The following is a 17,217-nucleotide window of genomic DNA, read 5'->3' on the forward strand; positions in this document are numbered from 1 at the left end:
GGAGCCGGGCTCGATGGGTGAGCAGCAGCATGTGAAGTTCCCGCAAGAGGTCATCGACGAATACGCCGCGCTCGGCGTGGACCTCCTGGCCCTGTTCTCCGCGGGCCACCTCGGGAACCGGATGGGCGTCCAGATCTCCGAGGCGTCGGCGGACCGGGTCGTCGGGACGATGCCGGTGGAGGGCAACACCCAGCCCTACGGACTGCTGCACGGCGGGGCCTCCGCGGTACTGGCCGAGACGCTCGGCTCGATCGGGTCGATGCTGCACGGCGGCAGCTCCAAGATCGCCGTGGGCGTCGACCTGAACTGCACCCACCACCGCGGGGCGCGCTCCGGGCTGGTCACCGGTGTGGCCACGCCCGTGCACCGGGGCCGGTCGACCGCCACGTACGAAATCGTCATCTCGGACGAAAACGACAAAAGGGTGTGCACGGCCCGGCTGACCTGCCTCCTGCGCGACGTGAAGCCGGGCGACGAGGAACTCATCCGCGCCGCGAGCTGACCGACGTAGGGAAAACCCTGGAGGGGCGGGCGCGCTCTTGTCGCGACCGCCCCGCGGGCAGTTCACTGGCGCTCCACCCCCACAGGAGAAGACCCGCCCCACCCGCAGAAGGGTTTCTCTTGACCTCCGTACGCGCCTTCGCCGTCACCGCCGCGGCCTGTGCCACCGTGCTCGCCACCGCGCTGCCGTCCTCCGCCATCAACTCCTACAACGCCGCGCCCGCCCCCGAGCGCACCGAGGTCGGCGCGCTCGTGGCCACCTGGGACGACGACGGCGACCCCGCGACCCCCGACCGGGCCGACTGGGTCTGCTCCGGCACCATGATCGACGCGGACACCTTCCTGACCGCCGCGCACTGCACCTCGGACTGGCCCGACAACGTGCGGTTCTACGTCTCCCTCGACCAGGACGTGCAGTCCGGGCTCGACGCGGCGGCGAAGGCGTACCCGGGCGACCCGGCCGCGCAGGCCGCCGCCGTCGCCGTCCGGGGCACCGCCCACACCCACCCCGGCTACCCGGGGCCCGCCTCCGACACCCACGACATCGCGGTGATCCAGCTGCCCGCCGCCGAGGTGAAGGCCCGCTGGAGCTTCACTCCGGCCACCCTGCCCACCGCCAACCAGCTCGGCAGACTCGGCCCGCAGGGCCTGAGCGCCACCGACTGGCTCGTCGCCGGATACGGCACCCAGGAGGCCGTCAACGGGCCCGGCGGCCAGACCCACCCCGGAGGCGGTGTCCGGATGAAGGCACCCGTCACCTTCAACGCCCTCAACGACTCCTGGGCCCGGCTCGCGATGACCGCGCCGCAGGGCAACGGAGGGGCCTGCTACGGCGACTCGGGCGGCCCCAACTTCGCCGTGATCGGCGGCCGGAGCATCCTCGCCGCCACCACCATCACCGGCGACACCCCCTGCTACGCGACCAACGTGACCTACCGCCTGGACACCCCCGGCGCCCGCGCCTTCCTCTCGCCGTTCGTGAAGCTGCCGTAACCCGACCGCCCCGCCGCATCGCGCACCCCGCGAAGCGGCGGGGCACCGTCCGCCTTCCCCGCCCCGGCCCCCTCCCCTACCGTTGCCCCATGAGGCTGCGGCCATGAGCGGCACCGGGCCCGTCGAACCGGTCAACTCGACTGAGCACGAACAGAGTCGGGACGTCATAGGCAGCGACGCACCACGCCCGTCCGACCGCCTCGCCGACCGCCGGAGCAGGCTTTCACCCGGGCGAAGAAGGGCGGTCGTCGCGGCTGTCGCGATCGCCCTCGCGGCGGCCTCGGCCGTGGCACTTCCCCGGGCCCTCACCCCCGACCGGCACCCCCGGCCGCACGAGCCGACGCCCGCCCCCACACCCTGGCCCGCCAACGTCACCGCCTGGCACTGCCTCGGCCTCGCCGAACCCCTCAACTCCCCTGGGAAAACAGGCCGGTTCCGGTTCGCCGTGACCGTCGACCGCGGCCCCGCCGTCACCCTGAGAGTCACCGGCACCTCCTACGCCGGACTCACCGCCCGCGCCGTCCCCGGCCCGGCCTTCACCGTGCCGGCCGGCATACCCCGCGGCGTCACCGTGGAAATCGCCGTTTCCGATTGCCCGGCACTCCCCCTGGACGTCGACCATCCTTTTCTCGGCGTAACGCTCCGTAACGCGCGCGCAATACAACGCCACAGTTTCATCTTCGGCCGCGCCTACGCCCGGGACCTTTCCGATCTCTTCCGGGCCGCCTGCGGCCCGAGTACGGCACGATCTCAGCCATGGCCAACCGGAAGTGCGGGTTCTCAGAATGCGGACCTCGACGATAATCCACCAAACCCGTCGAGAGGGTCCTCCGCCGAGACCAGGCATCCACCCCGTCATAACAAGAAAGTCACAAGCGAGCCCGCGCCGCTGACCCTGCCCTGAAACCGGGCTTAGAGTCACGGCCAGTCACCGCCTCCATCGGGAGTTCGGTACCAGCGCGGCACTCACCCCCCGACCAGGGCGGGGCCTGCCTGTGAAAGGACTGATTGTGCGACAGCGTTCCTTGGTGATTCTTACCTCCGTTCTCACGACCGGAGCTCTGACTCTCACCGCCTGCGGCTCCCGAGACGACAGCGGTGACAAGGGCGGAGACAACGGGAGCGGCACCACGCTGACCATCGGCGTGGACGCCCCCCTCTCCGGTGAGAACTCCACCACCGGCCTCGGCATCCAGTACGGCGCCCAGATCGCCATCGACGACGCCAACAAGAACAACTGGGTCCCGGGCGTGAAGTTCAAGCTCAAGGCCCTGGACGACAAGGCGCAGCCCGCCACCGGCCAGTCCAACGCCACCAGCATCGTCGGCGACAAGACCGCCGTCGGCGCCGTCGGCCCGCTGAACTCCGGCGTCGCCCAGACGATGCAGCAGGTCTTCGCCTCGGCCAACATGGTCCAGATCTCCCCCGCGAACACCGCCCCCGAGCTCACCCAGGGCAAGAACTGGCAGACGGACAAGAAGCGCCCGTTCAAGACCTACTTCCGTACCGCCACCACGGACGAGCTGCAGGGCAGCTTCGCCGCCGGCTACGCGTACAACGGCCTCAAGAAGAAGAAGGCCTTCGTCGTCGACGACAAGCAGACCTACGGCGCCGGCCTCGCGAAGATCTTCAACGAGCAGTACAAGAAGCTCGGCGGCAAGGTCGTCGGCACCGACCACGTCAACACCGGCGACAAGGACTTCGGCTCCCTCGTCACCAAGATCAAGAACTCCGGTGCCGACCTGCTCTACTACGGCGGCCAGTACGACGAGTCCGCGCTGATCACCAAGCAGCTCAAGGACGCCGGCGTCAAGATCCCGCTGTTCGGCGGCGACGGCATGTTCGCCTCCACCTACATCGAGGCCGCCGGCAAGTCCTCCGAGGGTGACCTCGCCACCGCCATCGGTGTCCCCGCCGACACCCTGCCCGCGGCCAAGACGTTCATCCAGACGTACAAGGACAAGGGTTACAAGGGCGACTACGGCGCGTACGGCGCCTACGCCTACGACGCCACCACCGCCATCATCAAGGCCGTCAAGGCCGCGGCCGACGCCAACGGCGGCAAGGTTCCGACCGACATCAACGACCTGCGCTCCAAGGTCGTCGACGGTGTCCAGAAGTCCGACTTCGAAGGCCTCACCGGCAAGATCTCCTTCGACCAGTACGGCGACACCACCAACAAGCAGCTGACGGTCTACCAGGTCGAGAAGGGTGCCTGGAAGGACGTGGAGACCGGCACCGCCGACCTGAAGTAGTCCGGCCCGCCACAACGCCTCACCACGGGCCGCGCGGAAGGGGACCCCGACCGCGCGGCCCGTTTCCACACCCCCACACAGCACACGACCACGCACACATCCAGTGCACACGACCACCAGCGACATGGAGGCCATGCGGTGAACACCCTGCCGCAGCAGCTGGCCAACGGGCTGCTTCTCGGCTCGATGTACGGGCTGATCGCCATCGGCTACACGATGGTGTACGGCATCGTCCAGCTCATCAACTTCGCGCACGGCGAGATCTTCATGACCGGGGCGTTCGGCGCCCTCACGGTCTACTTCTACATCCTGCCCGACGGCACCTCGATGGCCCTCGCCGTACCCCTCATGCTCCTCGGCGGAGCCCTCGTGGCCATCCTCATAGCCGTCGGAGCGGAACGGTTCGCCTACCGACCACTGCGCGGAGCACCACGCCTGGCACCGCTCATCACGGCCATCGGCCTGTCCCTGGCCCTCCAGGAGGTCGTGCGCAACTTCTACCCCGGCGCCGACCGCGCCCGCGCCTTCCCGGGTCTCGACGCCACCCACGAGATCGGCTCCGTCACCATCAAGGACGCCGACATCTTCCTCATCCTGGCCGCCATCATCTGCATGGCCGCCCTCGCCTTCTTCGTGCGCCGCAGCCGCACCGGCCGCGCCATGCAGGCCACCGCGCAGGACCCCGACACCGCGCAGCTGATGGGCATCGACACCAACCGCATCATCGTCATCGCCTTCGCCATCGGCGGCTTCTTCGCCGCCGTCGCGGCCGTCGCCTACGGACTCAAGTACGGCAACGTCGACTACCGCATGGGCTTCCTCATGGGCCTCAAGGCGTTCACCGCGGCCGTCCTCGGCGGCATCGGCAACATCTACGGCGCCATGCTCGGCGGCGTCGTCCTCGGCATCGCCGAGACCCTCGCCTCCGCCTACATCGACGAGATCCCCGGCATGCAGCAGCTCGGCGGTCAGAGCTGGGCCAACGTCTGGGCCTTCTGCCTCCTCATCCTCGTGCTCCTCTTCAGGCCACAGGGCCTGCTCGGCGAGCGCGTCGCGGACAGGGCGTGATGACATGACCGAGACGACCAAGACCCCAGTGCCGGACGCCGTCCCCACCCCGCCGCCCGCACTGCGCGGACTCATCCCGCTGCCCGCAGCGGCCGCCCGCGCCCTGCTGCTCGCCGGCGGCATCGCCACCGCCGCCTCCGCGTTCCTCGCCTGGACCTGGACCGCCGAATTCCCCGGCGACCTCACCTACTACGGCTACCCCGGTGGCCTGCAGTGGCTGACCTTCACCGCCGGCGTCCTCACCGCCCTGTTCGCGCTCGCCTCTTACGGCGTCCGCGGCCTCGGCTGGCTCCTGCCCGCCCGCAACAACGCACCCCTCGTGCTCACCGCACTCGGCGGCTTCACCGTCACCTGGTTCACCGTCATCGCCATCAGCGCCAACCTCGGCGGCGTCGTCAACCTCGAACCCGGTGGCTGGATCGCGGCCATCGCCTCCCTGCTGCCCGTCCTCGGCGCCTTCGCCCTCCCCCAGGAGCGCACCGGCACCGACGGCACCAAGGAAGCCATCAAGGCCTACATCGCCAAGCCCGACCGCATCCCCGCCGCCCAGGCCATCGCGCCCTGGATCCAGCGCGCCATCATCACCGTGGTCACCATCATCGGCCTCGGCGTCTTCACCTACGGCATCGACACCGAGTACGGCGAACTCTTCATCGGCTACCTCTTCGTCGTCACCTTCGCGATGTGGGCAGTGCACACCGCCGGCCTCATGGACCGCTTCTCCGCGCTCGTCGCCGCCAACCGCAGCTTCACCCTCGCCATGGGCTTCGCCGCGGCCATCGCCTTCCCCTTCACCCAGACCGACGACCACTACGCCAACATCGGCGTCAACATCCTGATCTTCGGGACCGTCGCCCTCGGCCTCAACATCGTCGTCGGCCTCGCCGGACTCCTCGACCTCGGATACGTCGCCTTCCTCGGCGTCGGCGCCTACACCGCCGCCCTCGTCTCCGGCTCCGAGTTCTCCACCATCTCCGGCGTCCACCTGCCCTTCTGGGCCTCCGCCCTGGCCGGCGCCGCCGCGTCCCTCATCTTCGGCGTCCTCATCGGCGCCCCGACCCTGCGACTGCGCGGCGACTACCTCGCCATCGTCACCCTCGGCTTCGGAGAGATCTTCCGCATCGCCGTCAACAACATGGACGGCGACTCCGGACCCGACGTCACCAACGGCCCGAACGGCATCGCCAACATCCCCGACCTGAACTTCTTCGGCTTCAACTTCGGCCAGGCCCACGACATCGGCGGATTCACCCTCGGCCGCTTCGCCAACTACTACCTGCTGATGGTCCTCATCATGGCCATCGTGGTCCTGGTCTACACGCGCGCCGCGGACTCCCGCATCGGCCGCTCCTGGATCGCCATCCGCGAGGACGAGACCGCCGCCACCGCCATGGGCATCAACGGCTTCCGCGTCAAGCTCGTCGCCTTCGCCCTCGGCGCCTCCCTCGCCGGCCTCGCCGGCACCGTCAGCGCCCACGTCACCTACAGCGTCGTCCCCACGCCGTACCAGTTCGCCGGCTCCACCCCGCCCAACTCCGCGTTCCTCCTGGCCGCGGTCGTCCTCGGCGGCATGGGCACCGTGGCCGGCCCGCTCCTCGGCGCGGCCCTGCTCTACCTGCTCCCCGAGAAGCTCGTCTTCCTCCAGGAGAAGTCGCTCCTCGCCTTCGGCATCGCGCTCATCCTCCTGATGCGCTTCCGCCCCGAAGGCATCATCGCCAACCGCCGGCGCCAGCTCGAATTCCACGAGACCGGCCAACTCGACGTACCGAAACAGACCACGCTGACCGACGAACCGGCCGTCACCAAGGCGGGGGCGTAAGAAACATGACCACACCTGTACTCGAAGCACGCGACGTCACGATGCGCTTCGGCGGCCTCACCGCCGTACGCTCCGTCGACTTCACGGTCAACGCCGGCGAGATCGTCGGCCTCATCGGCCCCAACGGCGCCGGCAAGACCACCTTCTTCAACTGCCTGACCGGCCTGTACGTCCCCACCGAGGGCACCGTCTCCTACAAGGGCACCGTCCTCCCGCCCAAGCCCCACCTGGTCACCCAGGCCGGCATCGCCCGCACCTTCCAGAACATCCGCCTGTTCGCCAACATGACGGTCCTGGAGAACGTGCTCGTCGGCCGCCACACCCGCACCAAGGAAGGCCTCTGGTCCGCCCTCCTGCGCGGCCCCGGCTTCAAGAAGGCCGAACGCGACAGCGAGGAACGCGCCATGGAACTCCTCGAGTTCATCGGCCTCGCCCACAAGCGCGACCACCTCGCCCGCAACCTCCCCTACGGCGAGCAGCGCAAGCTGGAGATCGCCCGCGCCATGGCCTCCGAGCCCGGCCTGCTCCTGCTCGACGAGCCCACCGCCGGCATGAACCCGCAGGAGACGCGGGCCACCGAGGAACTCGTCTTCGCCATCCGCGACAAGGGCATCGCCGTCCTGCTCATCGAGCACGACATGCGCTTCGTCTTCAACCTCTCCGACCGCGTCGCCGTCCTCGTCCAGGGCGAGAAGCTCGTCGAAGGAACCGCCGAGGTCGTCCAGGCCGACGAACGCGTCGTCGCCGCCTACCTGGGAGAACCCTTCGAGGGAGACCCCGGCGAGGCCGAAGCCGCCGAGGTCGAGGCCGCCGAAGCCGCCGCGGAAGCGCCCAGCACCACCAGCAGCACCAAGGGAGAAGCCAAGTGACCGCACTCCTCGAAGTCGAGGACCTCCGGGTCTCCTACGGCAAGATCGAAGCCGTCAAGGGCATCTCCTTCAGCGTCGAAGCCGGCCAGGTCGTCACCCTGATCGGCACCAACGGCGCGGGCAAGACGACCACCCTGCGCACGCTGTCGGGTCTGCTCAAGCCCACCTCCGGGAAGATCCTCTTCGACGGCAAGCCGCTGAGCGGCGTCCCCGCCCACAAGATCGTCGCCCTCGGCCTCGCCCACTCCCCCGAAGGCCGGCACATCTTCCCCCGCCTCACCATCGCCGAGAACCTCCAGCTCGGAGCGTTCCTCCGCAAGGACAAGGAAGGCATCGAGAAGGACATCCAGCGCGCCTACGACCTCTTCCCCATCCTCGGGGAACGCCGCAAGCAGGCCGCAGGAACCCTCTCCGGCGGCGAACAGCAGATGCTCGCCATGGGCCGCGCCCTCATGTCGCAGCCCAAGCTCCTCATGCTCGACGAGCCCTCCATGGGCCTTTCCCCGATCATGATGCAGAAGATCATGGCGACCATCTCGGAGCTGAAGTCCCAGGGCACGACGATCCTCCTCGTCGAGCAGAACGCCCAGGCCGCACTGTCCCTCGCGGACCAGGGCCACGTCATGGAGGTCGGCAACGTCGTCCTCTCCGGCACGGGACAGGACCTGCTGCACGACGAGTCGGTGCGCAAGGCGTACCTGGGCGAGGACTGAGGTCCCACCCAGTACGCCGAGAGGCCCGCTCCCCTTCCGTTCGGAAGGGGAGCGGGCCTCTCACATCTCGTTCTCAGCCCTTGTCGGCCTTCTTCTCGTCGGCGTCCTGAATGACCGCCTCCGCGACCTGCTGCATCGACATCCGCCGGTCCATCGACGTCTTCTGGATCCACCGGAACGCGGCCGGCTCCGACAGCCCGTACTCGGTCTGCAGAATCGACTTCGCCCGGTCCACCAGCTTGCGCGTCTCCAGCCGGAGCGTGAGGTCGGCGACCTCCTTCTCCAGCTCCTTCAGCTCCGTGAACCGCGAGACGGCCATCTCGATCGCCGGCACGACATCCGTCTTGCTGAACGGCTTCACCAGATAGGCCATGGCACCCGCGTCCCGGGCCCGCTCCACCAGGTCGCGCTGCGAGAACGCGGTCAGCATCAGCACCGGCGCGATGCTCTCCTCCGCGATCTTCTCCGCCGCGGAGATGCCGTCCAGCTTCGGCATCTTCACGTCGAGGATCACCAGATCGGGCCTGTGCTCACGGGCCAGCTCCACGGCCTGCTCACCGTCCCCGGCCTCACCGACGACCGTGTACCCCTCCTCCTCCAGCATCTCTTTGAGATCGAGCCGGATCAGCGCCTCGTCCTCGGCGATGACGACCCGCGTCGTCATCGGAGGCACGTGCGACTTGTCGTCATCAGGCACGTCAACAGGCTGGGGCGACTCGGGGGCACTCACGTGGGCTCCTTGGTAGGGGCAGGCCGGTACTGCTCCCAAGAGCGTACCTAGCAGCAAGGCCACACAGTGAACCGGTACACTGCTCATCGGTCCCCTGACTTGCCCGGTTGGAGGAACTGGTCAGACTCGCGGCACTCAAAATGCCGTGCCCTTTGGGCATGTGGGTTCGAATCCCACACCGGGCACCACAAGATCAGAAGCGGAGGATCACGTTCGCGTGGTTCTCCGCTTTTTGCTGCATTCGGTCACCTTCGGTGACCCACAGTGGTCGCATGAACTTCCATGGCACTGACGTGCGACAGAAAGCCCTGACCCTGCTGCGCGGCGGCGCGAGGAACGCGGAGGTGGCCCGCAGCCTCAACGTGCCACTGGGGACGGTCGGCTACTGGAAGCACCTGGACCGGGCGAAGCGGGGCGAGTGTCCCGGTCGCCACGATCCGAAGTGTCCGCGGTGCGACGGGCGGGAGCTGGATGGGCCCGCCTATGCCTACCTGCTGGGTCTGTATCTCGGGGACGGACACATCAGCCACTACTCGGAGCACCGCGTTCCCAACCTCATGATCACCTGCACGGAGTCATGGCCGGGGCTCATGGACGACTGCGAACAGGCCATGCGTGCGGTCTTCCCCGACAATTCTGTCTGCCGTGTCCGCAAGACCGGCTGCCGCAACGTGAAGGTCTACTCGAAGCACCTGCACTGCCTTTTCCCGCAGCACGGCCCCGGCAAGAAGCACGAACGCCGTATCACCCTCGAACCCTGGCAGCAGGCCATCGTCGACGCGCACCCCTGGGAATTCATCCGTGGCCTCATCCACTCCGACGGTTGCCGCATCACCAATTGGACGACCCGCATGGTCGCCGGCGAGCGCAAGCGCTACGAATACCCTCGGTACTTCTTCACCAACGTCTCCGAGGACATCCGGCGGCTCTACACCGACACCCTGGACAAGCTCGGCGTCGAGTGGACCCACTGCACCCGCGACGGCAACCCGTACAACATCTCCGTCGCCCGCAAAGCCTCCGTGGCTCTCATGGACGCCCACGTAGGCCCCAAGTACTGACGCCTACTTCGGGCTGTCGTCCTCTCCGATGTGGTGGACGCGGACCATGTTCGTCGAGCCGGAGACTCCGGGCGGGGAGCCGGCCGTGATGACGACCGTGTCGCCCTGGCGGCAGCGGCCGTAGCGGAGCAGCAATTCGTCGACCTGTTCGACCATCGCGTCCGTGGAGTCCACGCACGGGCCGAGGAACGTCTCGACGCCCCATGTGAGGCTGAGCTGGGAGCGGGTCGCCTGGTCGGGGGTGAAGGCGAGGAGGGGGATCGGGGAGCGGTAGCGGGAGAGGCGGCGGGCGGTGTCGCCGGACTGGGTGAAGGCGACCAGGAACTTCGCGCCGAGGAAGTCGCCCATCTCCGCCGCCGCCCGGGCCACCGCGCCGCCCTGGGTGCGGGGCTTGTTGCGTTCCGTCAGGGGCGGGAGGCCCTTCGCCAGGATGTCCTCCTCCGCCGCTTCGACGATGCGGGCCATCGTGCGGACGGTCTCGATCGCGTGCTTGCCGACGCTCGTCTCGCCGGACAGCATCACCGCGTCGGTGCCGTCGATGACGGCGTTGGCGACGTCGGAGGCTTCGGCCCGGGTCGGGCGGGCGTTGTCGATCATCGAGTCGAGCATCTGGGTGGCGACGATCACCGGTTTGGCGTTGCGCTTGGCCAGTTTGATGGCGCGCTTCTGGACGAGGGGGACTTGCTCCAGGGGCATTTCGACGCCGAGGTCTCCGCGGGCCACCATGATGCCGTCGAAGGCGGCGACGATGTCGTCGATGTTCTCGACGGCCTGGGGTTTTTCGACCTTGGCGATGACGGGGAGGCGGCGGCCTTCCTCGTCCATGATGCGGTGGACGTCCTGGATGTCGCGGCCGGAGCGGACGAAGGAGAGGGCGATGACGTCGAAGCCGGTGCGCAGCGCCCAGCGGAGGTCGTCCTCGTCCTTTTTGGAGAGGGCGGGGACGGAGACGGCGACGCCGGGGAGGTTGAGGCCTTTGTGGTCGGAGATGACGCCGCCCTCGACGACGGTGGTGTGGACGCGGGGGCCGTCGATCCGGGTGACTTCGAGGCAGACCTTGCCGTCGTCGACGAGGATGCGTTCGCCGGTGGTGACGTCGGCCGCGAGGCCGGCGTAGGTGGTGCCGCAGGTGGTGCGGTCGCCTTCGACGCCTTCCTCGACGGTGATGGTGAAGGTGTCGCCGCGTTCAAGGAGTACGGGGCCTTCGGTGAAGCGGCCGAGCCTGATTTTCGGGCCTTGAAGGTCGGCGAGGAGGCCGACGCTGCGGCCGGTCTCGTCGGCGGCCTTGCGGACCCGGTGGTAGCGCTCCTCGTGTTCGGCGTGGCCGCCGTGGCTGAGGTTGAAGCGGGCTACGTCCATTCCGGCGTCGACCAGGTCTTTGATCTGGTCGTACGAGTCGGTGGCGGGCCCTAGAGTGCAGACGATTTTTGCTCGGCGCATGAGACGAGCCTATGAGTTACCGACTGGTAGAGAATTGGTCGGGCATGACTACTCAACAGACTTTGCGTGAAGCGTTATTGACAAGTGTTGAATTGTGCGGCGGAGTGCTCCGATGAGCGTCTGAGAATTCGGTCGGATTTTCGGAATGGGCGCGCGGGAGTGCCTAGAGCTTCGGCGGCACCATCGTGAAGCGGGCGTTGATCTGGGCGTGGACGCGCTGGCGCTGGGGTTCGAGGTCGAGGGGGGCGGGGGTGTCCTCGGCGGCGCCGGCGAAGGCTGCGGAGCGCATGCGGCCGGGGGCCTGGGGGTAGGCCGGCGGAGCGCTCTCGGCGCCGATGTCGGCGAGTTCGACGAGGGCGGAGAGGCTGGTGCCGAGGGCTTCGGCGTACTCGCGGGCGCGCTGGACGGCTTCTCGTACGGCCTTCTTGCGGGCTTCGCGGTGGGCGGGTGAGTCGGGGCGCAGGGCCCACCAGGGGCCGTCGACGCGGGTGAGGTCGAGGTCGGCGAGGCGGGTGGTGAGTTCGCCGAGGGCGGTGAAGTCGGTGAGTTCGGCGGTGACGCGGACGCTGCCGTGGTAGGTGCGGACGCGTTCGCCGCGGCCGTGTTTGGTGAGTTCGGGCGTGATGGAGAAGGCGCCGGTCTCCAGGCGTTCGACGGCGTCGCCGTAGGTCTTGACGAGGTCGAGGACGCCGGCGTTGCGGCGGGTGAGGTCGTCGAGGGCGGAGCGGCGGTCGCGGCCGCGGGCGGCGACGGTGATGCCGATGCGGGCGATCTCCGGGTCGACCTCGAGGCGGGCTTCGCCGCGGACGGCGATGCGGGGGGCCTCGGGTGTGCCGTAGGGGACGGCGGGCTGGGAGGCGTCTGGGGTGGCCGCGGTCATACGCCCCACTCTGTCATGTCTGGGCTGGTTGGCGGCCCGGGTTCGGGGGGTCGAGTCATCAGATCGCAACCTGTCGGGTCTGTTGCGGCCGGTCATGGACGGGTCAGAATCTACGCGCGTTATCTACGCGCGTCGTTCACAGATTCCGCAAGGAGCCAGACATGCCGTTGAACCGCCGGAAGTTCCTGGAGAAGTCCGCCGTGACCGGGGCGGGGGTGGCGCTGGCCGGTGCGGTCTCAGCGCCGGGTGCGCAGGCGGCCGAGGCGAAGCAGGGCGCCAAGCGGTACGCGTTCACCGTGCTGGGGACGACGGACCTGCACGGCAACGTCTTCAACTGGGACTACTTCACGGACAAGGAGTTCGACGACAAGGACCACAACGACGTGGGCCTCGCGAAGGTCTCGACGCTCGTGAACCGGGTCCGTGCGGAGAAGGGCCGCCGCAACACGCTGCTGATCGACGCGGGCGACACCATCCAGGGCACGCAGCTGTCGTACTACTACGCCAAGGTCGACCCGATCACGGCCGAGGGCGGCCCGGTGCACCCGATGGCGCAGGCGATGAACGCCATGGGCTACGACGCGGCGGCGCTCGGCAACCACGAGTTCAACTACGGCATCCCGGTGCTGCGGAAGTTCGAGCAGCAGTGCCGTTTCCCGCTGCTGGGCGCGAACGCGCTGGACGCGAAGACGCTGCGCCCGGCGTTCGCGCCGTACAGCATGCACCGGCTGCGTACGCCGTTCGGGCGGGACGTGAAGGTGGCGGTGCTGGGGCTGACCAATCCGGGCATCGCGATCTGGGACAAGGCGAACGTGCAGGGGAAGATGACGTTCCCGGGTCTTGAGGAGCAGGCGGCGAAGTGGGTGCCGAAGCTGCGGTCGATGGGCGCGGACGTCGTCATCGTGTCGGCGCACAGCGGTTCGTCGGGGACGTCGTCCTACGGTGACCAGCTGCCGTACATCGAGAACGCGGCCGCTCTGGTGGCCGAGCAGGTGCCGGGGATCGACGCGATCCTGGTCGGGCACGCGCACACGGAGATTCCCGAGTACTTCGTCACCAACAAGAAGACCGGCAAGCAGGTCGTGCTGTCGGAGCCGTTGAAGTGGGGCCAGCGGCTGACGCTGTTCGACTTCGAGCTGGTCTGGGAGAAGGGCTGCTGGAAGGTCGAGAAGGTGGGCGCGAAGGTCCTCAACTCCAACACGGTGGAGGAGGACCCGAAGATCACGAAGCTGCTCGGGGACGAGCACGAGAAGGTCGTGGCGTACGTCAACCAGGTCATCGGCACGAACGCGGCGGAGATGACGTCGGTCGAGGCGCCTTACAAGGACGTGCCGATCATCGACCTGATCAACCACATCCAGGCCGACACGGTGAAGCAGGCGCTGGCGGGCACGGAGCACGCCTCGCTGCCGGTGCTGTCGCAGGCGGCGTGCTTCTCGCGCAGTGCCCGGATCCCGGCGGGCCAGGTGACGATCCGGGACGTGGCGGGTCTGTACGTCTTCGAGAACACGCTGGAGGCGCGTCTGATGACGGGCGCGCAGATGAAGGCGTACCTGGAGTTCTCGGCGAACTACTTCGTGCAGACGGCGCCGGACGCCGCGGTGGATCCGGCGAAGCTGACGAACGCGAACGGCACGCCGGACTACAACTACGACGTGGTGAGTGGTCTGACGTACGAGATCGACATCGCGAAGCCGGCCGGCTCGCGGGTGACGAACGTGCGGTTCGAGGGGCAGCCGCTCGCGGACGACGCGAAGTTCGTGTTCGCGGTGAACAACTACCGGGCCAACGGCGGCGGCAACTTCCCGCATGTCGCCGCCGCCCCGGTGCTGTGGTCGAACTCGGAGGAGATCCGCAACACCATGATCGCCTGGGTGAAGGCGAAGGGGGCGATCGACCCGGCTGTGTTCGCTGCGGTGGACTGGAAGCTCACGCGCAACGGCACGCCCGTCTTCTGAGCCGCGCGCCTCGTCACCTTCGGTCGTCGACGAGCGGGGTCAGTGCCGGTGCCTCGCGGGGCGGCGGGACGTGCGCCCGCTGGGTGAGGCCGAAGGTGGTGAAGGCGGTGCGGGCGGGGAGTGCGTAGGCTTCCCCGCCCGTCAGGGAGTTGAGGATGATGGCGCTGCGCCAGGCGGCGAGGCCGAGGTCGGGGGCCCCGATGCCGTGGGTGTGGGTCTCGGCGTTCTGGACGTACACCGTGCCGGTGACGGACGGGTCGAGGACGAGGCGGTAGTCCTCGTCGATGCGGGGCCGCTCCTGGTTGTCGCGGCGCATGTAGGGGTCGAGGCCGGCGAGGATCCGGTCGAGGGGGCGCTCGCGGTAGCCGGTGGCCAGCACGACGGCGTCCGTGGTGAGGCGGGAGCGGCTGTCCTGCGGGCCGTGCTCCAGGTGCAGTTCCACCTTGGTGGTCGCGACCCGGCCGGCGGTGCGGACCCGCACGCCGGGGGTGAGGACGGCGTCGGGCCAGCCGCCGTGCAGGGTGCGGCGGTAGAGCTCGTCGTGGACGGCGGCGATGGTGGCGGCGTCGATGCCCTTGTGCAGCTGCCACTGGCCCTCGACGAGCCGGTCGCGGGTGGACTCGGGCAGGGCGTGGAAGTAGCGGGTGTGGTCGGGGGTGAAGTGCTCCAGGCCGAGTTTGGAGTACTCCATGGGGGCGAAGGCCTCCGTGCGGCCCAGCCAGTGCAGCTTCTCGCGGCCGGCCGGTCTGTTGCGCAGCAGGTCGAGGAAGATCTCGGCGCCGGACTGGCCGATGCCCACGACCGTGACGTGTTCGGCGGCGAGGAGGGCGGCGCGGTGGTCGAGGTAGTCGGCGGCGTGCACGACGGGCACGCCGGGGGCCTCGACGAGGGGCCTCAGGGGGTCGGGGACGTAGGGCTCGGTGCCGATGCCGAGGACGACTCCCCGGGCGTAGGTCCGGCCGAGGGCCTCGGCTTCTCCGTCGGCGTCGAGCTGGGTGAAGTCGACCTCGAAGACGTCGCGTTCGGGGTTCCAGCGGACGGCGTCGACCTGGTGGCCGAAGTGCAGGCCGGGGAGGTTCTCGCTGACCCAGCGGCAGTAGGCGTCGTACTCGGCGCGCTGGATGTGGAAGCGCTCGGCGAAGTAGAAGGGGAACAGCCGCTCGCGGGACCTGAGGTGGTTGAGGAAGGTCCAGGGGCTGGTGGGGTCGGCGAGGGACACCAGGTCGGCGAGGAACGGGACCTGGATGGTGGCGCCCTCGATGAGCAGCCCGGAGTGCCAGCCGAAGGCGGGGCGCTGGTCGTAGAAGACGGTGTCGAGGCCGTCGAGCGGGTGGGCGAGCGCGGCGAGGGAGAGGTTGGCGGGGCCGATGCCGATGCCCACGAGGTCGCGGGGGGCGTCGGGCTCCTGGTGGGGGTGGGGCGTGGGGTTCATCAGGGGGTGTGTCCTTCCACGAGTGTCGCTCGGCTCGCCGCCGCGAGGTGCAGCAGGGCGGCCAGGTCGTCGGGCCCGGTGGCGGGGTTGAGGAGGGTGGCCTTGAGCCAGAGCCGGCCGTCGAGGCGGGCCCGGCCGAGGACGGCTCGGCCGTCGGTGAGCAGCGCGCGGCGTACGGCGGCCACGGTGGTGTCGGTGGCGCCGGTGGGCCTGAACAGCACGGTGCTGATGACGGGCGGGGCGTGCAGTTCGAAGCCGGGATGCTCGTCGACGAGGGCGGCGAACTGCCGCGCGTGGGCGCAGACCTGGTCGACGAGCGTGCCGAGTCCGCTGCGCCCCAGGGTTTTGAGGGTGACGGCGATCTTGAGGACGTCGGGGCGGCGGGTGGTGCGCAGGGACCGGCCGAGCAGGTCGGGCAGCCCGGCGTCGGTGTCGTCGTCGGCGTTGAGGTAGTCGGCGCGCTGGCGCAGGGCGGCGAGATCGCGGGTGTCCCGGACGGCGAGGAGGCCGGCGGCGACCGGTTGCCAGCCGAGTTTGTGCAGGTCGAGGGTGACGGTGTCGGCGGTGTCGAGCCCGGTGAGCCGGGTGCGGTGGCGGTCGCTGAAGAGAAGCCCTCCGCCGTAGGCGGCGTCCACGTGCAGCCGGGCGCCGTGGGCCGCGCAGCGGGCGGCGATCTCGGGCAGTGGGTCGATGCGTCCGGCGTCGGTGGTGCCGGCGGTGGCGGCGACGAGCAGCGGGCCGGTCAGGCCGGTGAGGGCCTGGTCGAGCGCTTGGGGGTCGAGCGTGCCGCCCGGGGCGGGGACGACGACGGGTTCGGGCAGTCCGAGCAGCCAGGCGGCGCGGGGCAGCGAGTGGTGGGCGTTGGTCCCGCACACGAGCCGGACGGATCCGCCGTGGGCCTCCCGGGCGAGGAGCAGGGCGAGCTGGTTGGACTCGGTGCCGCCGGTGGTGATGAGCGAGTCGTGAGTTCCGGGTTTCCCGGTCCCGTAGATCTCCCGGGCCAGTGCTCCGGCGACCAGCCTCTCCAGTTCCGACGCCCCCGGCGCCTGGTCCCAGGAGTCCAGGGACGGGTTGAGGGCGGAGGCGGCGAGGTCGGCCGCCGCGGCGACGGCGAGCGGGGGGCAGTGGAGGTGGGCGGCGCACAGGGGGTGGGCGGGGTCGGCGGCGGTCTCGGCGAAGGCGTGGACCAGGGTGCGGACGGCGTGCGGGTCGCCCCGGTCGGGGAGGAGGTCTCCCACCGCCTGCCGCGTCCGGGCCGCGACGGCCTCCGGGCCGCCCGCCGGCAGCGGCCCGCCCCGCGCCCGGGCCCCGGTGTCCAGTGCGTCGAGGACGATGTCGAGCAACGGCCGCAGGGCGCGGGGGCCTTCTGGGCCTGAGGAGAGGGGCGGCGTGCTCATGGGGCTGACCTCCGGGGCGCGGGGCGGCGCGCCCGAAGAGCCCAACGACCCAACCCGGGTGGAGGTACCTCCGTGCGGGAAAACCTGTCGGGCCGGGCGGC

The 17,217-nt window shown here is 69.4% G+C and carries 15 protein-coding genes and 1 tRNA gene; 11 read left to right on the top strand and 5 right to left on the bottom strand.

Annotation, left to right across the window (positions count from 1 at the left end; all coding sequences use genetic code 11):
- Positions 1–13 precede the first annotated feature (13 nt).
- The 8 genes from AB0G20_RS29895 to AB0G20_RS29930 all read left to right on the top strand — a co-directional run bounded on the left by AB0G20_RS29895 (position 14) and on the right by AB0G20_RS29930 (position 8,218).
- Entirely contained in the window at positions 14–502 is a 489-nt protein-coding gene (locus AB0G20_RS29895) for a hotdog fold thioesterase (RefSeq protein WP_361307693.1), read from the top strand.
- Positions 503–621: 119 nt separating this feature from the next.
- Entirely contained in the window at positions 622–1,494 is an 873-nt protein-coding gene (locus AB0G20_RS29900; RefSeq protein ID WP_361307695.1) for a trypsin-like serine protease, read from the top strand.
- A gap of 103 nt (positions 1,495–1,597) precedes the next feature.
- Positions 1,598–2,398, top strand: coding sequence for a hypothetical protein (locus AB0G20_RS29905; RefSeq protein ID WP_361307697.1), 801 nt, complete (start codon positions 1,598–1,600; stop codon positions 2,396–2,398).
- 121 nt (positions 2,399–2,519) lie between these two features.
- Positions 2,520–3,749 carry a branched-chain amino acid ABC transporter substrate-binding protein gene (locus AB0G20_RS29910; protein ID WP_031107138.1) on the top strand — a complete coding sequence of 410 codons (1,230 nt, stop codon included), beginning with the start codon at positions 2,520–2,522 and terminating at the stop codon, positions 3,747–3,749.
- Between the two features lie 138 nt (positions 3,750–3,887).
- Complete coding sequence (locus AB0G20_RS29915; RefSeq protein WP_094052589.1) at positions 3,888–4,817, top strand: branched-chain amino acid ABC transporter permease; 930 nt, start codon at positions 3,888–3,890, stop codon at positions 4,815–4,817.
- 4 nt (positions 4,818–4,821) lie between these two features.
- Positions 4,822–6,636, top strand: coding sequence for a branched-chain amino acid ABC transporter permease (locus AB0G20_RS29920; protein ID WP_361307699.1), 1,815 nt, complete (start codon positions 4,822–4,824; stop codon positions 6,634–6,636).
- Positions 6,637–6,641: 5 nt separating this feature from the next.
- Positions 6,642–7,505, top strand: a complete 864-nt coding sequence (locus AB0G20_RS29925; RefSeq protein WP_361307701.1) for an ABC transporter ATP-binding protein — start codon at positions 6,642–6,644, stop codon at positions 7,503–7,505.
- Positions 7,502–8,218 carry an ABC transporter ATP-binding protein gene (locus tag AB0G20_RS29930; protein ID WP_306924131.1) on the top strand — a complete coding sequence of 239 codons (717 nt, stop codon included), beginning with the start codon at positions 7,502–7,504 and terminating at the stop codon, positions 8,216–8,218. Before AB0G20_RS29925 ends, AB0G20_RS29930 begins: the two co-directional genes overlap by 4 nt.
- Before the next feature lie 73 nt (positions 8,219–8,291).
- Here AB0G20_RS29930 and AB0G20_RS29935 read toward each other — a convergent pair whose 3' ends face one another.
- On the bottom strand, positions 8,292–8,948 hold the full coding sequence (locus AB0G20_RS29935) for a response regulator (RefSeq protein WP_361307703.1): 657 nt from the start codon (positions 8,946–8,948) through the stop codon (positions 8,292–8,294).
- A gap of 101 nt (positions 8,949–9,049) precedes the next feature.
- On the opposite strand from AB0G20_RS29935, the gene AB0G20_RS29940 reads away from it, so the two are divergent.
- Both AB0G20_RS29940 and AB0G20_RS29945 read left to right on the top strand, forming a co-directional pair.
- Positions 9,050–9,136 (top strand) — tRNA-Leu (locus AB0G20_RS29940).
- A gap of 84 nt (positions 9,137–9,220) precedes the next feature.
- Positions 9,221–10,009 (top strand): helix-turn-helix domain-containing protein, encoded by a 789-nt coding sequence (locus AB0G20_RS29945; protein WP_361307705.1) that lies wholly within the window; start codon positions 9,221–9,223, stop codon positions 10,007–10,009.
- 3 nt (positions 10,010–10,012) lie between these two features.
- Here AB0G20_RS29945 and pyk read toward each other — a convergent pair whose 3' ends face one another.
- Entirely contained in the window at positions 10,013–11,449 is a 1,437-nt protein-coding gene (pyk, locus tag AB0G20_RS29950) for a pyruvate kinase (RefSeq protein WP_361307707.1), read from the bottom strand.
- A gap of 163 nt (positions 11,450–11,612) precedes the next feature.
- Positions 11,613–12,329, bottom strand: a complete 717-nt coding sequence (locus AB0G20_RS29955) for an SIMPL domain-containing protein (RefSeq protein WP_361307709.1) — start codon at positions 12,327–12,329, stop codon at positions 11,613–11,615.
- A 161-nt stretch (positions 12,330–12,490) separates the two neighbouring features.
- Between AB0G20_RS29955 and AB0G20_RS29960 the strand changes: the two genes are divergently transcribed.
- Complete coding sequence (locus tag AB0G20_RS29960; protein WP_361307711.1) at positions 12,491–14,287, top strand: 5'-nucleotidase C-terminal domain-containing protein; 1,797 nt, start codon at positions 12,491–12,493, stop codon at positions 14,285–14,287.
- Between the two features lie 13 nt (positions 14,288–14,300).
- On the opposite strand, the gene AB0G20_RS29965 is transcribed toward AB0G20_RS29960, so the two are convergent.
- Both AB0G20_RS29965 and AB0G20_RS29970 read right to left on the bottom strand, forming a co-directional pair.
- Positions 14,301–15,719, bottom strand: coding sequence for a SidA/IucD/PvdA family monooxygenase (locus tag AB0G20_RS29965; protein WP_361307713.1), 1,419 nt, complete (start codon positions 15,717–15,719; stop codon positions 14,301–14,303).
- Positions 15,719–17,116 (bottom strand): aminotransferase class V-fold PLP-dependent enzyme, encoded by a 1,398-nt coding sequence (locus AB0G20_RS29970; protein ID WP_361307715.1) that lies wholly within the window; start codon positions 17,114–17,116, stop codon positions 15,719–15,721. The genes AB0G20_RS29965 and AB0G20_RS29970 overlap by 1 nt, the downstream gene beginning before the upstream one ends.
- Between the last annotated feature and the right edge of the window lie 101 nt (positions 17,117–17,217).

The sequence above is a fragment of the Streptomyces sp. NPDC024017 genome (assembly GCF_040638895.1).
GTDB lineage: Bacteria > Actinomycetota > Actinomycetes > Streptomycetales > Streptomycetaceae > Streptomyces.

Bases quoted from the DNA above. Each gene is read 5' to 3' on its own strand.
- AB0G20_RS29895 (WP_361307693.1), top strand. From the start codon at position 14: ATGGGTGAGCAGCAGCATGTGAAGTTCCCGCAAGAGGTCATCGACGAA.
- AB0G20_RS29905 (WP_361307697.1), top strand. From the start codon at position 1,598: ATGAGCGGCACCGGGCCCGTCGAACCGGTCAACTCGACTGAGCACGAA.
- AB0G20_RS29920 (WP_361307699.1), top strand. From the start codon at position 4,822: ATGACCGAGACGACCAAGACCCCAGTGCCGGACGCCGTCCCCACCCCG.
- AB0G20_RS29925 (WP_361307701.1), top strand. From the start codon at position 6,642: ATGACCACACCTGTACTCGAAGCACGCGACGTCACGATGCGCTTCGGC.
- AB0G20_RS29945 (WP_361307705.1), top strand. From the start codon at position 9,221: ATGAACTTCCATGGCACTGACGTGCGACAGAAAGCCCTGACCCTGCTG.
- pyk (WP_361307707.1), bottom strand. From the start codon at position 11,449: ATGCGCCGAGCAAAAATCGTCTGCACTCTAGGGCCCGCCACCGACTCG.
- AB0G20_RS29955 (WP_361307709.1), bottom strand. From the start codon at position 12,329: ATGACCGCGGCCACCCCAGACGCCTCCCAGCCCGCCGTCCCCTACGGC.
- AB0G20_RS29960 (WP_361307711.1), top strand. From the start codon at position 12,491: ATGCCGTTGAACCGCCGGAAGTTCCTGGAGAAGTCCGCCGTGACCGGG.
- AB0G20_RS29965 (WP_361307713.1), bottom strand. From the start codon at position 15,719: ATGAACCCCACGCCCCACCCCCACCAGGAGCCCGACGCCCCCCGCGAC.
- AB0G20_RS29970 (WP_361307715.1), bottom strand. From the start codon at position 17,116: ATGAGCACGCCGCCCCTCTCCTCAGGCCCAGAAGGCCCCCGCGCCCTG.